The organism is Pseudomonas aphyarum (genome assembly GCF_028657055.1).
Classification (GTDB): Bacteria; Pseudomonadota; Gammaproteobacteria; order Pseudomonadales; family Pseudomonadaceae; genus Aquipseudomonas; species Aquipseudomonas aphyarum.
The window spans coordinates 354,345-369,816 of record NZ_JAMDGS010000007.1; the positions used below are offsets into that span (position 1 = coordinate 354,345).

At 60.6% G+C, this 15,472-nt stretch carries 20 protein-coding genes; 16 read left to right on the plus strand and 4 right to left on the minus strand.

What is annotated here, in order from left to right:
• The first annotated feature begins 6 nt into the window (after nt 1-6).
• From M5G18_RS12030 to M5G18_RS12100, 15 genes are all read left to right on the plus strand, one after another.
• Nucleotides 7-960 (plus strand): peptidylprolyl isomerase, encoded by a 954-nt coding sequence (locus M5G18_RS12030; protein ID WP_273899805.1) that lies wholly within the window; start codon nt 7-9, stop codon nt 958-960.
• Nucleotides 961-1,181: 221 nt separating this feature from the next.
• A complete protein-coding gene (locus tag M5G18_RS12035; RefSeq protein WP_085607714.1) occupies nt 1,182-1,715 on the plus strand; it encodes a response regulator in 534 nt (177 codons plus the stop codon).
• A gap of 83 nt (nt 1,716-1,798) precedes the next feature.
• On the plus strand, nt 1,799-3,520 hold the full coding sequence (locus M5G18_RS12040) for a GspE/PulE family protein (protein ID WP_273899803.1): 1,722 nt from the start codon (nt 1,799-1,801) through the stop codon (nt 3,518-3,520).
• Nucleotides 3,501-4,304 (plus strand): hypothetical protein, encoded by an 804-nt coding sequence (locus M5G18_RS12045; RefSeq protein ID WP_273899802.1) that lies wholly within the window; start codon nt 3,501-3,503, stop codon nt 4,302-4,304. The genes M5G18_RS12040 and M5G18_RS12045 overlap by 20 nt, the downstream gene beginning before the upstream one ends.
• Before the next feature lies 1 nt (nt 4,305).
• Entirely contained in the window at nt 4,306-4,851 is a 546-nt protein-coding gene (locus M5G18_RS12050) for a PilN domain-containing protein (RefSeq protein WP_273899801.1), read from the plus strand.
• Entirely contained in the window at nt 4,838-5,386 is a 549-nt protein-coding gene (locus M5G18_RS12055) for a GspMb/PilO family protein (protein WP_011333432.1), read from the plus strand. Before M5G18_RS12050 ends, M5G18_RS12055 begins: the two co-directional genes overlap by 14 nt.
• Nucleotides 5,386-5,904: a hypothetical protein gene (locus M5G18_RS12060; RefSeq protein WP_273899800.1), complete on the plus strand. Its 519-nt coding sequence runs from the start codon at nt 5,386-5,388 to the stop codon at nt 5,902-5,904. The genes M5G18_RS12055 and M5G18_RS12060 overlap by 1 nt, the downstream gene beginning before the upstream one ends.
• Nucleotides 5,901-7,748 (plus strand): secretin N-terminal domain-containing protein, encoded by a 1,848-nt coding sequence (locus M5G18_RS12065; RefSeq protein ID WP_085607708.1) that lies wholly within the window; start codon nt 5,901-5,903, stop codon nt 7,746-7,748. Before M5G18_RS12060 ends, M5G18_RS12065 begins: the two co-directional genes overlap by 4 nt.
• 2 nt (nt 7,749-7,750) lie before the next feature.
• Nucleotides 7,751-8,224 carry a type II secretion system protein gene (locus M5G18_RS12070; protein WP_007956136.1) on the plus strand — a complete coding sequence of 158 codons (474 nt, stop codon included), beginning with the start codon at nt 7,751-7,753 and terminating at the stop codon, nt 8,222-8,224.
• A 5-nt stretch (nt 8,225-8,229) separates the two neighbouring features.
• On the plus strand, nt 8,230-8,604 hold the full coding sequence (locus M5G18_RS12075; RefSeq protein WP_007956137.1) for a type II secretion system protein: 375 nt from the start codon (nt 8,230-8,232) through the stop codon (nt 8,602-8,604).
• The gene (locus tag M5G18_RS12080) at nt 8,579-9,118 is read left to right on the plus strand and encodes a type II secretion system protein (RefSeq protein ID WP_273899799.1); all 540 of its coding nucleotides are present in this window, start codon (nt 8,579-8,581) and stop codon (nt 9,116-9,118) included. The genes M5G18_RS12075 and M5G18_RS12080 overlap by 26 nt, the downstream gene beginning before the upstream one ends.
• On the plus strand, nt 9,115-9,507 hold the full coding sequence (gene csgE / locus M5G18_RS12085) for a curli production assembly/transport protein CsgE (protein ID WP_039769043.1): 393 nt from the start codon (nt 9,115-9,117) through the stop codon (nt 9,505-9,507). Before M5G18_RS12080 ends, csgE begins: the two co-directional genes overlap by 4 nt.
• Complete coding sequence (locus M5G18_RS12090; protein WP_007956141.1) at nt 9,504-9,935, plus strand: curli assembly protein CsgF; 432 nt, start codon at nt 9,504-9,506, stop codon at nt 9,933-9,935. Before csgE ends, M5G18_RS12090 begins: the two co-directional genes overlap by 4 nt.
• 29 nt (nt 9,936-9,964) lie before the next feature.
• On the plus strand, nt 9,965-10,825 hold the full coding sequence (locus tag M5G18_RS12095; protein ID WP_273899798.1) for a CsgG/HfaB family protein: 861 nt from the start codon (nt 9,965-9,967) through the stop codon (nt 10,823-10,825).
• A 932-nt stretch (nt 10,826-11,757) separates the two neighbouring features.
• Nucleotides 11,758-12,138 (plus strand): DUF6124 family protein, encoded by a 381-nt coding sequence (locus M5G18_RS12100; protein WP_273899797.1) that lies wholly within the window; start codon nt 11,758-11,760, stop codon nt 12,136-12,138.
• 167 nt (nt 12,139-12,305) lie between these two features.
• Here the strand turns inward: M5G18_RS12100 and M5G18_RS12105 are convergent, their stop codons facing one another.
• Complete coding sequence (locus tag M5G18_RS12105; RefSeq protein WP_273899796.1) at nt 12,306-12,590, minus strand: hypothetical protein; 285 nt, start codon at nt 12,588-12,590, stop codon at nt 12,306-12,308.
• A 331-nt stretch (nt 12,591-12,921) separates the two neighbouring features.
• Between M5G18_RS12105 and relB (M5G18_RS12110) the strand changes: the two genes are divergently transcribed.
• Complete coding sequence (gene relB, locus M5G18_RS12110) at nt 12,922-13,113, plus strand: type II toxin-antitoxin system RelB family antitoxin (RefSeq protein ID WP_273899795.1); 192 nt, start codon at nt 12,922-12,924, stop codon at nt 13,111-13,113.
• 140 nt (nt 13,114-13,253) lie between these two features.
• Here relB (M5G18_RS12110) and M5G18_RS12115 read toward each other — a convergent pair whose 3' ends face one another.
• From M5G18_RS12115 to M5G18_RS12125, 3 genes are all read right to left on the minus strand, one after another.
• Nucleotides 13,254-13,538: a type II toxin-antitoxin system RelE/ParE family toxin gene (locus tag M5G18_RS12115; protein WP_273899793.1), complete on the minus strand. Its 285-nt coding sequence runs from the start codon at nt 13,536-13,538 to the stop codon at nt 13,254-13,256.
• Nucleotides 13,528-13,734, minus strand: a complete 207-nt coding sequence (relB, locus tag M5G18_RS12120; protein WP_150693397.1) for a type II toxin-antitoxin system RelB family antitoxin — start codon at nt 13,732-13,734, stop codon at nt 13,528-13,530. The genes M5G18_RS12115 and relB (M5G18_RS12120) overlap by 11 nt, the downstream gene beginning before the upstream one ends.
• 267 nt (nt 13,735-14,001) lie before the next feature.
• On the minus strand, nt 14,002-15,453 hold the full coding sequence (locus tag M5G18_RS12125; protein ID WP_007956148.1) for a curlin: 1,452 nt from the start codon (nt 15,451-15,453) through the stop codon (nt 14,002-14,004).
• Nucleotides 15,454-15,472 lie beyond the last annotated feature (19 nt).

Sequence of the window (15,472 nt, forward strand, 5' to 3'; positions counted from 1 at the left end):
CTGATCATGAAGCTCAAAACCCTGTGTTGGCTGCTGACATGCTGGTTGCCGGTGGCGCTGGCGAACAATGAACCGGTGGCCGCCCGGGTCAACGGCGAGGTGATTTCCGAGTTTCGTCTGGAACGCTTTTTCGCCGAGTACCTGGAAGATCAGGGCCGCGCCGTGGCGAGCATCCGCAATCCCAAGGCCTATAAACAACTGCGTCAGGCCGCGCTGGACACGCTGATCGACAAGGAACTGCTCTGGCAGGAATCGCGCAAGCGCGGGGTGAAAATCGATGAGCAAGCCGTGCGCGAACAGGTCGAGCAGACCCGCACCGCCATCGGCGGCACCGATAAATTCCTCCAGCGTTTGCAGGACGCCGGTTTCGATGAGGCCTCGTTCACCGAGTACACCCACCGCGAACTGGCGGCGCAGCGGATGTTTGCCGAACTGACCCAAGTCCAGGCCCCGGACGAGCAAACGGTGCGGGCGTTTTTTGCAGAACACCGCGCTGAAATGGGCGCGCCGGAGCAGGTGCAGGCCCGGCACATTCTGATCAAGGTTGCCGGCGATGCCGATGCCACCACGGTTGAAGCGGCGCGACTACGCTTGGAAGAGTTGCGTGCCGCTATCGCAGGGGGGCAAACCTTTGCTAGCGTCGCCCAATCGGGATCGGAAGATGTCACCGCCAGCCAGGGCGGGGATCTGGGGTATTTCGCCCGTGGGCAGATGGTGCCGGCGTTTGAAACGGCGGCGTTTGCCCTCAAGCCTGGCGAAGTCAGCACGGCGGTGCGCACACCGTTCGGCTGGCATTTGATTTTTGTCGAGAACCACAAGGAGGCGGCCGATGTCCCAGAGGAGCAAGGGCTGGAAACAGTCAGGGCGTACCTCGCCCGACAGCAACAGACCCAGGCTCGTCGTCAGGTGCTCGCGCAATTACGGGCAGAGAACAGGATCGAACGAATTGACGACGACTGAAGGTTCCCCCCCAATAGTGGGGAATGGCTTCGATGCCCATTCAGGTGCTTCCCCGTTTCTGGGGAACGGGGTACCGGGACGAGCGGGCATTTCCACTCAATTCAAGGACATGAAGACAAAAAATTACCGGCACTCAGCCTGGCATGAAGTGTGCGTTACCTCTTGTGAGGCGCACTCCAGCAGGCTCCGCTTTCGGGATCTGTAGCTGCAAGGAGTTCACCTTGGTTAACAAAGTACTGGTTGTCGAAGACGAACAGCTGCTTGCACAGAACCTTCAGGATTATCTGTCGGCGCAAGGGCTGGAAGTCCGGATTGCACATGACGGCGCAGACGGAATCGGCCAGGCCGAGACTTTCGCCCCCGACGTGCTGGTGTTCGATTACCGCTTGCCCGATATGGAAGGGTTCGAGGTGCTCGACGCGGTTCGCCAGAATAGGACGTGTCATTTCGTGCTGATAACGGGTCACCCGACCGCTGAAGTCTGTGAGCGGGCGCGGCAACTGGGGGTCAGTCACATCCTGTTCAAACCGTTTCCTTTGGCGGAACTTGCCCGAGCTGTCTGCGACCTTCTGGGGATCCAGCGCGAAGCGAAACCCGGTGCGAGCCCATCCGAAGGCTTCGTCGAACGACGCCAGAGCAGGACCGAGAGCTTCCCGTTGCAGTTGTACGATGGCAGTTGGGTGCTGGCGGACCGCCGACGAAACAGGTCGGAGGCCATGGCACCGGACGACGATCAAATGCTCACCGGGGAGTAATGGCGCGATAGACGTTCCGGCACTCGCCGAATTCGCCTCCCGCGCCGTCAGGGCCTCAAGCCCCGGGTGTTGGAGAGCAAGCCATGGATCGTCTGTCCGTTGTCGTCGAACCGCTGTCGGTCAATCCTCCACAGGAGGCACAGACCCCGCCACGCTTTTCCAGTGAGCAACTGGCCCAGGCCCGGGCACGGGCCACCACGTCCGGGGAACGGGTGCTTGATGCGCTGGCCGTACTCTGCGAACTGGCGCCAATGCCGTTCATTGCCAGCCTCGGCGCCACCCTGCATTACCCGGTGCTCGACACCGACACGCTGTTTCTGGCGACCCCGGTGTTCGACCGGGTCACCCTCGCGCAATGCCTCAAACGTGAATTCATCCTGCTGCGCCACAACGACGAAGTCATCGGCGTGTTCGCCGACCCCTTCGACACGTCGCGCCTGGCCTGGATCGACGAATGCCTGCACGGCGCGCCGCTGTATCTGGTGCACGCCGACGACCTCAAGGCCTATCTGGCCCGCCACGAAGAAAGCTTCCACGCGGTGGAATCGCTCAACGCTCAGGCCGACGCCGGCAGCGAGACCGACACCCTGCAAAGCCTGTCGCTGACCAGCATCAGCGAAGACTCGAGCGTGGTGGTGAAACTGGTCAACTCGACCCTGTACGACGCGCTGAAAATGCACGCCAGCGACATCCACCTCGGCACCACCGGCCAGGGCCTGGTGATCAAGTACCGGATCGATGGTGTGCTGAACAACATCGGCAAGATCCAGGGCAACGAATTCGCCGAACAGGTGATCTCTCGGGTCAAGGTCATGGCCGAACTGGACATCGGCGAAAAACGCGTACCGCAGGACGGTCGCTTCAAGATCGGCATCAGCGGCCGGCAGATCGACTTCCGGGTGTCGATCATGCCGAGCATCTTCGGCGAAGACGCGGTGCTGCGGGTGCTGGACAAACAGGACCTGGCCGACAAGGTCTGCGGCGTGCAACTGCAAGCGCTGGGCTTTGAAGACGAAACCCTGCGCCAGTTGCGTCGCCTGGCTGCCGAACCCTACGGCATGGTGCTGGTGACCGGCCCCACCGGCAGCGGCAAGACCACCACGCTGTACGCGATGATCACCGAGATCAACCACGGCGTGGACAAGATCATCACCATCGAAGACCCGGTGGAATATCAGCTGCCGGGCGTGCTGCAAATTCCGGTCAACGAGAAAAAGGGCCTGACCTTCGCCCGCGGCCTGCGCTCGATCCTGCGTCACGACCCGGACAAGATCATGGTCGGCGAGATCCGCGACCCGGACACCGCGCAGATCGCCGTGCAGTCGGCGCTCACCGGTCACCTCGTATTCACCACCATTCACGCCAACAACGTGTTCGATGTGATCGGCCGTTTTACCCAGATGGAAATCGACCCCTACAGCCTGGTCTCGGCGCTCAACGCGATTCTCGCCCAGCGCCTGATCCGGCTGGTGTGCAGCAGTTGCAGCACGCCGGTCAACCCGAGCGATGAAGAGCTGCGCGCTTCGGGCCTCGACCCACAGAAAGTCGATCACTACCACTTCGTCCACGGCAAGGGCTGCGGCCACTGCCGGGGCAGCGGTTATCGCGGCCGCACGGCGATTGCCGAGCTGCTGCACCTGGACGACGAACTGCGCCAGATGATCGTCGAGCGCCAACCCATTACCCAGATCAAAGCCCTGGCCTGCGCCCGTGGTTTGCGCCTGTTGCGCGAATCGGCGCTGGAGCTGGTGGAGCACGGTCGGACCACGCTGGAGGAGATCAATCGTGTCACTTTTATCGCGTGATCAATTTATCGCCGTGCTCGGCGCCAGCGGTGTCGGCCTCGGCCAGCGCCGGGGCAGCGACACCCTGTGGCTGGGCAGCGTCGGCTACATCGACGAAAGTTTCCAGAGCTACGCGGTGGCGCTGGACACCCTCGACCGTTTGCTCGGCGAACACACCCGTGCCGGTGCCGAGCTGAGTGTGGTGATCTCCGGCCACTTCAGCCGCTTCTGCCTGGTGCCATGGAGCGAGCAGATCAGCAGCCCTGACGAACTGCGTGGCTTCGCCCAACTGTGCTTCGAAGACCTGTTCGGCGCCCCGACCCAACCGTGGAGCCTGGTGCTGTCCGCCGAGCCGGCCGGGCATGACCGGATCGCCAGCGCCTTGCCGCAGGATTTGCTGGAACGTCTGCGCACGCTGGTCACGGGTCGCGGCCTGCGCCTGCGTTCTGTGCAGCCGTACCTGATGACCGCGTTCAACCGCTTCGACAAAAGCCTCGACGCCGGCGACTTCCTGTTCATCGTCGCCGAACCGCAACGCAGCGTGTTGCTGCTGGCAAGGGAAGGGCGCTGGTCGTCGGTGCGCTCGGTGGGCGGCAGCGACAGCGACGCGGCACTCAGCGCGCTGATCGGTCGTGAACGGCAACTGCAAGCCTCCACCAGCGAACGCGCCTTCAACGTTTATCTGCACGCCCCGGCGCGCCTCGATGCGCAACCGGATGTGGCGGGGGTGCATCTGCGCACCCTCGAAGACGACTCGATGACCGTGCGTGACGCCTTGTACGTCATGTCCCGGGCGGTGGCCTGACATGCGCGCCTTGAACCTCGACTTCCAGCCTCGTCCGCGTTCCGGCCCGTTGGGCTGGAGCCTGCTCGGCGGTGGCGTGATTCTCGCGCTGGTGTGCTTCGGCGTGCAGCAGCACCTCGGCGATCAGGCCGAACAACAGCAAGGTCACCTGCAACACACCCAGCGCCAGCTCACCGGCGACAGCGGCAGCAAGACAACCTTGAGCCCGGCGGAAACCCGCGAGCAGGCGCAGAACCTCGCCGAAATGCGCAAGGTCTCGCAGCAACTGCGTCGCCCCTGGGAACGCCTGTTCGCCATGCTCGAAGCCATGCCGCGCGACGACATCGCCTTACTGACCCTGACCCCGGATGCCCGCAAGGGCCAGGTGCGGATCAGCGCCGAGGCGCGGGATTTGCAAGCGATGCTGGATTTCCACAAACGGCTGGAGGCCAGTGACGAGCTGTCCGACGTGTCGCTGCTGAGCCACGAAATCGTCGTCAAATCGCCGGAGCAACCGGTGCAATTCAACCTGTCGGCGACCTGGGAGATAGGCGATGCGAATCCCTAGACTGATCGTTCACGAATACCTGCAAGGCCTCGGCGTTCCGGGCCTGGCCGGTCTGGCGCTGCTGCTGGTCACGCTGGCCTGGGCACTCGGCGGTTTGCTGCCGGGCTGGCAATCGCTGCAACAGCTCAGCCAACAAACCCAGGAAGCCACCGAATACCTGGCCAAGGTCGAGGACGGCAGCATCGCGCCGCCCGTGGTGCCGCAACGTCAGCTGGATGATTTTCGTAACAAGCTGCCGGCCCAGCCGCAAGCCACCGTCGCCATCGACCGCATTTACGCGTTGGCCGCGCAGGAACACATCACCCTGGCGCGCGGTGAATACGCCCTCGGCGTCGACCCCAAGACCCATCTGGCGCGCTATCAGATCCTGTTGCCGGTGCGTGGCAGCTACCCGCAACTGCGCCGTTTCCTGCACGCCTTGCTCGGCCAGTTGCCGGCGGTGGTGGTCGAAGACGTCGAGTTTCAACGCAAGAAGATTGCCGACACCGACCTCAGCGGCCGGATCCGTATGACCCTCTACCTGTCGAGGTCGTGATGGACACCAAACGCATAACCGGCTGGGTGGCGTTCTTCGGCGTGGCGGCGGCGCTGGCCTGGTTGCCGGAATATTTCTCGCCGAGCGACGAAGCGGATTCGACCGAGGTCGCCGTGGCCAGCCCGGCAAAAGCCACTGCCCGTGGCGCCTTGCCCGCCAGCAGCACCAAGGCCAATGCAACACCGATCAAGGACCTGAGCCCGGCCGGCGACCTGTTTGCGAGCAAATCCTGGAAGGCTGCGCCGACCCTGGCGACGGTCACCGAACAAGCGATCAACCCGACCCCGGTGGTGCAAGCCCCGAGCCTGCCACCGGTGCCGTTTCAGTTCGTCGGCAGGCTGCATGACCGCAGCGACCTGCAGGTGTTCTTGCAGGACGGCGAGAAAATCTACGTCGTGCGCAGCGGGGATGTGATCGACGACACCTGGAAGATTGCGGCGATTTCCGATGTGGAACTGAGCCTGGTCTACCTGCCTTTGCATTTGTCGCAGACCTTGTCTGTGGGGAGTACGCAATGAACAGATCCCGTTTGCTGATGAGCCTCGGCCTGTGTGCCGGGCTGGCCGCGTGCAGTTCCGCGCAGGTCGCCAACAAGGAAGCCGCCGACCTGATCGATCAGGGGCAGTACGAGGCGGGCCTGGCCCGGATCGAGGAAGGCTTGCGGGAAAATCCGCGCGACACCGAGCTGCACCTGCTGCTCAACAGCGGCCGGGCCAAGGCGATCACCGCGCTGCTGACCTCCGGTGACACCGACCGCGCCCGCCGCGATTTCGCCTCGGCCCGCACCGCCTACAGCCGGGTGCTGACCATCGAGCCGAACAACCGCCGCGCCCAGGATGCCCTGCGCCAGCTCGACTACCTGCGCAGCATGGACGAGAAACTGGAGCTGGCCCGTGGCGACCTGCGCCGGGGCGATATCTACGGCGCCGACCGTCAGGTCAAACAGATCCTCGAACTCGACCCGAAAAACGACGGTGCGCTGGAGCTGCAAGGCAACATCCGTCTGGTGCAGAGCCGCAACGTGATCCAGTACCCGCAACTGCGCACCCGGCTCGATCGCCCGGTGACCCTGGAGTTTCGCGACGCCAACCTCAAGACCATTTTCGAAGTGCTGTCGCAGGTCGCCGGCCTGAATTTCATCTTCGACAAGGACCTGCGCCCGGACATGAAAGCCACGATCTTCGTGCGTGACGTGCGCATCGAAGACGCCGTGCAACTGCTGCTGCAACAGAACCAGCTGCACCAGAAAGTGGTGAACGAAAACACCTTGCTGATCTTTCCGGACTCGCCGCAGAAGCTGAAGGACTATCAAGAGCTGGTGATGCGCACCTTCTACCTGACCAGCATCGACGCCAACACCGCGCTGAACATGATCAAGACCATGCTCAAGACCCGCGACGTGTTCGTCGACGAACGCCTGAATACCCTGACCATGCGCGACACCGAAGACGCCGTGCGCATGGCCGAGAAACTCCTGCAATCGCAAGATCAGTCCAACCCCGAAGTGGTGCTGGAAGTGGAAGTGATGGAAGTCGCCACCCAGCGCATTCTCGACCTCGGCCTGCAATGGCCGAACACTTTCGGTGTGGTCAACAGCGACGGTTCGGCGGTGACCATTCTCGATCAACTGAAGGGCATCAACTCCAGCCGGATTTCGATCTCGCCGTCGCCGCAAGCCAAGATCAATGCGCAGGACAACGACATCAACACCCTGGCCAGCCCGGTGATCCGCGTCAGCAACCGCGAACAGGCGCGCATCCACATCGGTCAGCGTGTGCCGATCATCAGCGCCACCTCGGTGCCGTCGACCCAGGGCCCGGTGATCACCGAAAGCGTTACCTACCTCGACGTCGGTCTGAAGCTTGAAGTGCAACCGACCGTGCACCTGAACAACGAAGTGGCGATCAAGATCGCCCTGGAAGTGAGTAACGCCACGCCGCTGGAACCGACCCGCCAGGGGACGATCCCGGTGCAGGTCGATACCCGCAACGCCCAGACCTCGCTGCGCCTGCATGACGGCGAAACCCAGATCCTCGCCGGACTGATGCGCAACGACCACGGCGCCACCGGCAACAAGATTCCGGGCCTCGGCGACATTCCGGGTCTGGGCCGGCTGTTCGGCAGCAACAAGGACACCATCGGCAAATCGGAGCTGGTGCTCTCGATCACCCCACGGATCGTGCGCAACCTGCCGTACCAGAGCCCGTCGGACATGGAGTTCCCGACCGGCACCGAAACCAGCATGCACATCCAGGCGCCTGACCGTTCGCAGAACTACACCATGCCGGCGCCTGCCGCGCAGCCTCGTGCAGTCGGTGAAGCGGCCGTGGCAACCACTCACGTTACCGTCGAGAAGCCTTGATCATGAACGCCTCCCAGCGCGGTTTTACCTTGATCGAAGTCGTGGTGACGCTGGCCCTGATCGGCCTGCTGGCCGGCATGGCCGCGCCGCTGACCGAGACCCTGGTACGGCGTGGCAAGGAGCAGGAACTGCGTACCGCGCTGTATCAGATTCGCGATGGCATCGACGCCTACAAGCGTGCCTTCGATGCCGGCTACATCGAGAAATCCCTGAACAGCAGCGGCTATCCGCCGAACCTGAAAGTGCTGGTCGAAGGCGTGCGCGACGTGCGCAGTGCCAAGGGTGCGAAGTTCTACTTTCTGCGCCGGATACCGCGGGATCCGCTGGTGCCGGCCAAACGTGACGACAACGGCGGTTGGGGCCTGCGGGCCTACAACAGTTCGGCCCAGAACCCGCGCGATGGCGAGGACGTGTTCGACGTCTACTCCCACGCCCGGGGCAAGGGCCTCAACGGCATCGCGTACCGCGAGTGGTGATTCTCATGCGCCGGGAAAAGGGTTTTACCTTGCTCGAGCTGATGGTGGTGATGGCGATCATCGCGACCCTGATGACCATCGCCTTGCCGCGCTACTTCAACAGCCTCGAAGCCTCGAAAGAGACCACGTTGCACCAGAGCCTGTCGGCCATGCGCGAGGCGCTGGATCACTACTACGGCGACACCGGGCGCTATCCCGATTCCATCGAACAACTGGTGGAAACCCGTTACCTGCGCAATGCGCCGCTGGACCCGATCACCGAACGCAATGACCAATGGGTGCTGATCGCTCCGCCGGACGGCGTGGCGGGCGGCGTCGCCGACATCAAGAGCGGAGCTACCGGGAGGGCGCGTGATGGCAGCCAGTATTCCGAGTGGTAAGCACGTGGAGCAGGGTGGGTTCACCTACCTGGGCGTGCTGTTCCTGATCGTGATCATGGGCATGGGCCTGGCCAGTGCCGGCGAGTTGTGGTCGACCGTGTCGCGCCGCGATCGCGAGAAGCAACTGCTGTGGGTCGGCACCCAGTACGCCCAGGCGCTGCGCAGCTACTACCGCAGCTCGCCGGGCCTGGCGCAGTACCCGAAAGAGCTGGTCGACCTGCTGCAGGACGAACGTTTTCCGGAAGCCCGCCACCACCTGCGCCAGCTCTATCCGGACCCGATCGGCGGCGGCGAATGGGCACTGCAACGGGGTTTCGACGGACGCATCACCGGCATCAACAGTGCCTCCACCGAGGTGCCGTTGAAGCAGGCGGACTTCCCGTCGCAGTGGTCGGATTTCGAAGGCATGCAGCGTTATTCGGACTGGCAGTTCGTGGCCGAGAAAGCCTTCCTTGATGGCGCCAACGGCCCTGCCAAAGGCCAGTCGGCTCTGCCGCAGGCGTTGCAGCCATGAGCCGCCACGTGTGGTGCGCGTTGATCCTCGCGGCCGTGGCGTCTTTCGCCAGCGCCAGCGAAGAAGACGAAATGATGGGTTTTATCGTCGACGACACGATCTCGCACATCGGCCACGACTTTTACTACTCGTTCAGCGAGCGCCTGCGCGACACCAGCCGCATGGATTTCAACCTGGTGGTGCGCGAGCGCCCCGACGCACGCTGGGGGAGCCTTGTGACCGTCGAGTATCAACAACGCCTGGTGTATCGGCGCTTCCTGCCGCCGAACACCGTGGAACTGAAGGACGAGGCCTACGAGGCCGCCGACTCGGTTCGACTGGAGGTCGTCCGGCGCAAGCTGGAAGCCTTGTTGCAGGACACCACCGACCTTGAGAAGGACGAACTATGAACACGACAACGTTCTCACGGCGCAGCGGATTCTGGATCTCGGGGTTGTTGATCGGGCTTGCCAGCGCCGCTGCCGTCCAGGCCACCGAACTGGTCTACACGCCAGTCAATCCGTCGTTCGGCGGCAACCCGCTCAACGGCACCTGGCTGCTCAACAACGCCCAGGCGCAAAACGACCACGACGATCCGGACCTCAAGAAACGCTCGACGGTGGCCGGCACTTCGGCACTCGAACGCTTCACCAGTCAATTGCAGTCGCGGTTGCTAGGGCAACTGCTGGACAACATCTCCACCGGCAACACGGGGAGCCTGTCCACCGACGCTTTTATCGTCAACGTCGTTGATGACTCGGGGGCTCTCACGATTGAAGTGACCGACCGAGCGAGCGGCGAAGTTTCCGAAATTCAGGTGAACGGCCTCAACCCATGACGGGATGACGGTTCCGGGGAGTGATGGACATGAAAAAAATTATCGCGCTAGGGCTGATGTTGGCAGCATTACAAGGGTGCAGTCTGCGCGAGCCGATGCCGGCCGAGCAGGACACCGATACCCCGACCCTGACCCCCAGGGCCTCGACCTACTACGACTTGCTGAAAATGCCGCGACCCAAGGGCCGGCTGATGGCGGTGGTGTACGGCTTCCGTGACCAGACCGGGCAGTACAAACCGACGCCGGCGAGTTCGTTTTCCACCAGCGTCACCCAGGGCGCGGCGTCGATGTTGATGGACGCCATGCAGGCCAGCGGCTGGTTTGTGGTGCTCGAACGCGAGGGACTGCAGAACCTGCTGACTGAACGCAAGATCATTCGGGCTTCGCAGAAGAAGCCGAATACGCCGGTGAACATTCAGGGTGAGCTGCCACCGTTGCAGGCGGCGAACATGATGCTCGAGGGCGGGATCATCGCTTATGACACTAACGTGCGTAGCGGTGGGGAAGGGGCGCGGTATCTGGGGATTGATCTGTCCCGTGAGTATCGGGTGGATCAGGTGACTGTGAATTTGCGGGCAGTGGACGTGCGTAGCGGGCAGGTGTTGGCGAATGTGATGACGAGCAAGACGATTTATTCGGTGGCGCGCAGTGCGGGGATTTTCAAGTTTATCGAGTTCAAGAAGTTGCTTGAGGCTGAGGTCGGGTATACGACTAATGAGCCGGCGCAGTTGTGTGTGCTTTCGGCGATTGAGGCGGCGGTGGGGCATATGGTGGCGCAGGGGATTGAGCGGCATCTTTGGCAGGTGGCGGGGGATGCTTCTACCCCGGGTCAGGATGATGTTTTGAATCGGTACCTGACTCAGAACAAGATTGATCCGGAGGCTGAGTGAACTTGGCGGCCTTCGGGCCGACCAGGTTCTGGCTGATGTATCCGGTTCAAATTGTGGGAGCCAGCCTGCTGGCGATGGCTATTTTTCAGACGCGGGCGTTATTGCGAATGTACCCGGAACCCTGTGGGAGCTGGCTTGCCAGCGATGGCGTCCGGTCAGTCGATGGGGGGCTTTCTGGCTGGGTACATATCCATTTCTGCGGTAACGGCTGCTTAGGGTTTCGCCCTGACGGCGAGTCACCTTTTCCAAACGCCGAAAAGGTAACCCAAAAGGCTTTACCCTGACGTTCGGCCCTCGCTGTGGCTCGGGTTCCTTCGCTCCGGGATCGATCCGGGGGCATCGCCTACGGTTTGCTTCGCTGCACCTCCTCTCGATGCATGCGGCTTCGCCGCACGGTCGCTGCGCTCCCACCCCCGGATCAATCCCTCCACTCAGCCTTCCGACGGGCCCTGAGATCAAAAGCGGTACTCGAGCTAACGCTCATTGTGTTGAGTGGTGAGAAGCGAAAAGCGAAAAGCGAAAAGCGAAAAGCGGACTGCTTTTGCTTTGATCGTTCCCACGCTCCGCGTGGGAATGCAGCCCGGCACGCTCCGCGTCCCATTCTCGAATGTTTAAAAGTTGTTTCGGTTTTGCCGATCCTTCCCACAAGGTTTTCAGGTTGTCCGTCGGAAGCGCGGGCTCTAGCCTGTTTCGGTCGCTGCCAATTCAGCGATCGGGATTGGAAACCCCGACTAGAACCGAGCGCACAAGCGCTTTTCATAACGTATGCTTGCGCACCTTGAAAAGTGTGCACTCCGTTATGGCGGCTGTGCGCGGGAGACCTTCGGGTCAACCGGGTTCTCCGTTCCCCGGGTTTCCAGCCTGCGTACAGCTGCCACCCTTTCGTTCGGAAACCGAATGGGCCAGCTTCATTTCAGGATCGGAGATTCACCATGTTCAAACCAACGCCAAACCCACCCGAAACCCAAGCCAACCTCGAAACCGACCCAACCTCCCCATACACCTCCGTCAACTCGAAAAAACTCCACGAAGCCGCCGAACGCGCCCTCGATCATTACCTCTGCCCCGGCGCCCACATCATGGGCAGCGTCAACGAACCCGCCCCGATGTACCTCGCCAACCCGGCCTACAACACCGAATCCCTGCTTGCCAACGCCAGCGAATCCCTGGGCTCGGCCAGCGAAATGCTCAACAACTTCGCCGCCACCCTCGACCCCGCCCACCGAAAAACCGCCCTCGGCATCGCGCAGATCCTCATGCTGGGTGAACTGGCAGTGAACCAGGCGCTAGATCACGTCGAGTTGAAAGTTTAATTAGCTCAGTATTCATATATAGGCTGGCAATGTTTTGCCTCCGAAGAAAAATCGCGCCTTCGAAGGAAGGCGCGATCTAAAGTCGGGCAGATTTTTTATTTATACAAAAAACACCCTGTCGGCATGGTTTCTCATTTCGAGCCTTTGTTTGTCCAGGTCGGGAATGTTCAGACTTTAACGGGGTTCAAATTGGGATTGTCCAAGTCGGGGGCAGGGTAATTGCTCTCATCGGGGTGCGAAGCGCTAATTTCATCGATTTTATCGTATGTAATTATCTCGTCTTCACCGCTTAAGTTAAGTGATCTTTTAATTGATACGGAATTTTTATCTATCGAGACTATCTCTTGGCATCGTTCAGTATTGCGTGTAGGGAAATCAAACTTTCCTTTAAGAAGTACTTTGTTCCCCACTCCAATATTTTTCAGTTGTGTTTGTGCTGAAGTGCTATCCATGGTGTCGGTTCCAGTCTGGAGGATGAGGACGTACGGTAAGTTTTTTTAAGTTTAATAGAACCTGTCATAAGTGACAGTAAACTAGAACTCTTCGAAATAAAGAATTGCTGCTTATTATGGTTTCACCCTTAAGGTGATTTCTCTTTGGCAACCGCCGGGATGCCAGAGCCTTGTAAGACTGCGCCCGGCGTCGCGCAGATTGCCATATTGGGTGAACTGCCTTAGATCAGGCCTTGAATCACGTCGAGTGAAGGACTGATCCAGCATATTCCCTGTAAAAAACGCGACCCAGGATTGGGGTCGCGTTTTCCACATTCAAATTGGAGTCACCATGGATCCCCTGATCTCCACAATCGTTTCAGACTTCGAAAGCGAAGAGCAGGCCGCCAGCTACGACCGCTGGTTGATTGCCAAAGTACAGGCTTCAATCGATGACCCACGACCCAGCATTCCGAATGAGCAGGTTTTGGCTGAAATGTCGGCCCTGATGGAGGAAAAACGAAGAAAGCATGAGGCGAGGTAAGTGCGTTGCGTTGCAGACGGCAAGAAGGCTCAAGCCGCTATAAATCGCATGTTTCATCTCAAGTAGCTGAGTACTGAGATACAAAAAAACCGTATCTCCACGGGAAGCACGGTTTTTTGTGTTGAGACGAGGACGCGATTTTAACTGGGGTCGCGTCGAGGGTATTCCTGACGCGCATGCAAGATGCTCACAATCTCAATTCGGTCCGCCACTTGATAAACGACGAGATAGTTCGGGCTCACCACAATCTCCCGAGTGCCGGGAGAGCGACCTTTGCGATACAGGTGTGGATGCCAAGGAAGCGCAGATGTAGTTTTTACGACTGACTTGTGAAGTGCTGTCACCGCTACAAAATTTCGCTCGCCAATGTACTTCAGTATTTTCGAGAGTTCGACCCGAGCCTTGGGTCGCCACTTAATCTGCATCAGCGCTTTTGCGCATTGATTCCATCAAGGCGTTTATTTCCTCCATCACTTGCTCATGGGGAATACTCGGACGCGGATCATCGAGAGAGGCCTGTACTTCGGCCCGAAACCAACGGTCATAACTCGCAGCCTGCTCTTCAGGACCAAGATCCGAAACAACCGGGCACAGTGGGTCGATCAAAGACGGGTCGATCATGGAACCTCCGGGTTGGGTGCCTGGAAGTCTATTCGGTAACGGTATCGCTGTCGTCGCTGTCTGGATGAATTGCATGTAGGCCAAGCTCCATGGGGATCAAGTTGTCCCGGCAAATCCTAGAGCCTGCACTTCCGACGGCCAACCGCCAGAATTCGTCAGAAAACTCCCCGAATTTCTGAAAACGTTCCGTTTTCCGTAGGACGCCACTCAAGCGTCAGCGCAAAAAAAACCGCGACCTCAAGATCGCGGTTTTTCAACACCCAACACTTACTGCTGCAATACCGTCGCCTGGTTAGCCGACCCAAACTGCTGAATCGTCGCGGTCTGCGTCATCCCGCTCTGATCCACATTGGCAATGTTCCCCGTCCCGCCCTGGGTTACATACGCCACGTTCATGGTGTCAGCCTGTTTCACGGTGATCATGTTGTCGCTGCCATACAGCTGCGCGGTGTACGCCTGGTTGCCGGTGCCGGATTGATCGAATTCGGCGCTGTTGCCCGAGCCGTTCGATGAGCCTTGAACCAGGTTGGTGGTGCCGCGTTGGTCGGCGATGAGGATGTTGTCGCTGCCGTTCTGATCGAAGTACAGCTCGTTGTAGGAATCCGCCTGGCTGACCGTGGTCTTGTTGCCAGTCCCGGTCTGGTTGGTGGTCATGATGTGGCCGATGCCGTCCTGTTTGAAGCTGGCGATGTTGCCGTTGCCGGCCTGGGTGACGGTGGCGCGCTGGCTGCTGCCGAACTGGCCGCCCAGTTGCGGGCCTTTCCAGTTGCTGGCGTAGACCTTGTTGTCGTTGCCCACCGAGGTGGCGTTGAGGGTGTGGCTGTCGCCGTTCTGGTAGGTGAAGTGCACGTTGCCGTTGCCGACTTGATACAGGGCCAGGGTCGAGTTGACCGATTCGAACTGGTCGGCATAGATGGCGTTGGTGTTGCCGACTTGGGTGACGGCGGCGGTGTTGTTTTCGCCGAAGCTCTGGTCGACCACGGTTTCGTTGCTGTCGCCGTACTGGTTGACGGTGGCCTGGCTGGCCAGTTGCGAGTCTTGCCAGATTTCGGTGCCGTTGAGGTTGCCGAACTGGTTGATGGTGATGTTGCCGCCGGTGCCGTTGCGCTGGTCGCCGTAGGCGTAGTTGTTTTCGCCGGCCTGGTTGATGCCGATCTGGCCGCCGTTGTGCAGTACCTGTTCGGCGGTGCCGTAGTTGGCGGTGCCGTACTGGGTGATCACCGAGCTGTTGCCGGTGCCTTCGTACAATTGCTCGATGTTGGCTTCGTTGCTGTCGCCGAACTGGAAGGTCTTGCCTTCGCTGCCGTTCTGCGAGTCCTGATAGACGAACGAGAAGTTGCCGGTGCCTTGCTGTTGTTGCAGGGCCTGGTTGCCGGCGCCGAAACCGAGGGACTGGCTGGCGTGGGTGGTGTTGAAGGCGCCGACCTGTTGCTGGGTGATGGTGCTGTTGTCTTCGTAAAGCTGTTCGGCGTAACCGGCGTTGTAGTCGCCGACCGCGTCCTGGGTGATGACGCTGGTGGCGGTGTCTTGCACGGCGGCGGCGTCGTTGCCCTGGCCCAGTTGGGTCTGGGTGGCGGTGCTGAACGGGGCCTGGGTCTGCTTGACGTTGGCGATGTTGGCGGTGCCGAGCTGGCTCTGGGTGGAAATGCTGTCGTCGGCCATCGCCTGGGCACTGATCATGACCAGGATGGCGGCGGTGAGGGGCGTCAGTTTGAACATGATGAACTCTCCGATGATT

Excerpts from the sequence above, each read along its gene's own strand:
- M5G18_RS12030 (WP_273899805.1), top strand. The coding sequence starts at position 7 with ATGAAGCTCAAAACCCTGTGTTGGCTGCTGACATGCTGGTTGCCGGTG.
- M5G18_RS12040 (WP_273899803.1), top strand. The coding sequence starts at position 1,799 with ATGGATCGTCTGTCCGTTGTCGTCGAACCGCTGTCGGTCAATCCTCCA.
- M5G18_RS12050 (WP_273899801.1), top strand. The coding sequence starts at position 4,306 with ATGCGCGCCTTGAACCTCGACTTCCAGCCTCGTCCGCGTTCCGGCCCG.
- M5G18_RS12055 (WP_011333432.1), top strand. The coding sequence starts at position 4,838 with ATGCGAATCCCTAGACTGATCGTTCACGAATACCTGCAAGGCCTCGGC.
- M5G18_RS12060 (WP_273899800.1), top strand. The coding sequence starts at position 5,386 with ATGGACACCAAACGCATAACCGGCTGGGTGGCGTTCTTCGGCGTGGCG.
- M5G18_RS12065 (WP_085607708.1), top strand. The coding sequence starts at position 5,901 with ATGAACAGATCCCGTTTGCTGATGAGCCTCGGCCTGTGTGCCGGGCTG.
- M5G18_RS12070 (WP_007956136.1), top strand. The coding sequence starts at position 7,751 with ATGAACGCCTCCCAGCGCGGTTTTACCTTGATCGAAGTCGTGGTGACG.
- M5G18_RS12075 (WP_007956137.1), top strand. The coding sequence starts at position 8,230 with ATGCGCCGGGAAAAGGGTTTTACCTTGCTCGAGCTGATGGTGGTGATG.
- M5G18_RS12080 (WP_273899799.1), top strand. The coding sequence starts at position 8,579 with ATGGCAGCCAGTATTCCGAGTGGTAAGCACGTGGAGCAGGGTGGGTTC.
- csgE (WP_039769043.1), top strand. The coding sequence starts at position 9,115 with ATGAGCCGCCACGTGTGGTGCGCGTTGATCCTCGCGGCCGTGGCGTCT.
- M5G18_RS12090 (WP_007956141.1), top strand. The coding sequence starts at position 9,504 with ATGAACACGACAACGTTCTCACGGCGCAGCGGATTCTGGATCTCGGGG.
- M5G18_RS12095 (WP_273899798.1), top strand. The coding sequence starts at position 9,965 with ATGAAAAAAATTATCGCGCTAGGGCTGATGTTGGCAGCATTACAAGGG.
- M5G18_RS12100 (WP_273899797.1), top strand. The coding sequence starts at position 11,758 with ATGTTCAAACCAACGCCAAACCCACCCGAAACCCAAGCCAACCTCGAA.
- M5G18_RS12105 (WP_273899796.1), bottom strand. The coding sequence starts at position 12,590 with ATGGATAGCACTTCAGCACAAACACAACTGAAAAATATTGGAGTGGGG.
- relB (WP_273899795.1), top strand. The coding sequence starts at position 12,922 with ATGGATCCCCTGATCTCCACAATCGTTTCAGACTTCGAAAGCGAAGAG.
- M5G18_RS12115 (WP_273899793.1), bottom strand. The coding sequence starts at position 13,538 with ATGCAGATTAAGTGGCGACCCAAGGCTCGGGTCGAACTCTCGAAAATA.
- relB (WP_150693397.1), bottom strand. The coding sequence starts at position 13,734 with ATGATCGACCCGTCTTTGATCGACCCACTGTGCCCGGTTGTTTCGGAT.
- M5G18_RS12125 (WP_007956148.1), bottom strand. The coding sequence starts at position 15,453 with ATGTTCAAACTGACGCCCCTCACCGCCGCCATCCTGGTCATGATCAGT.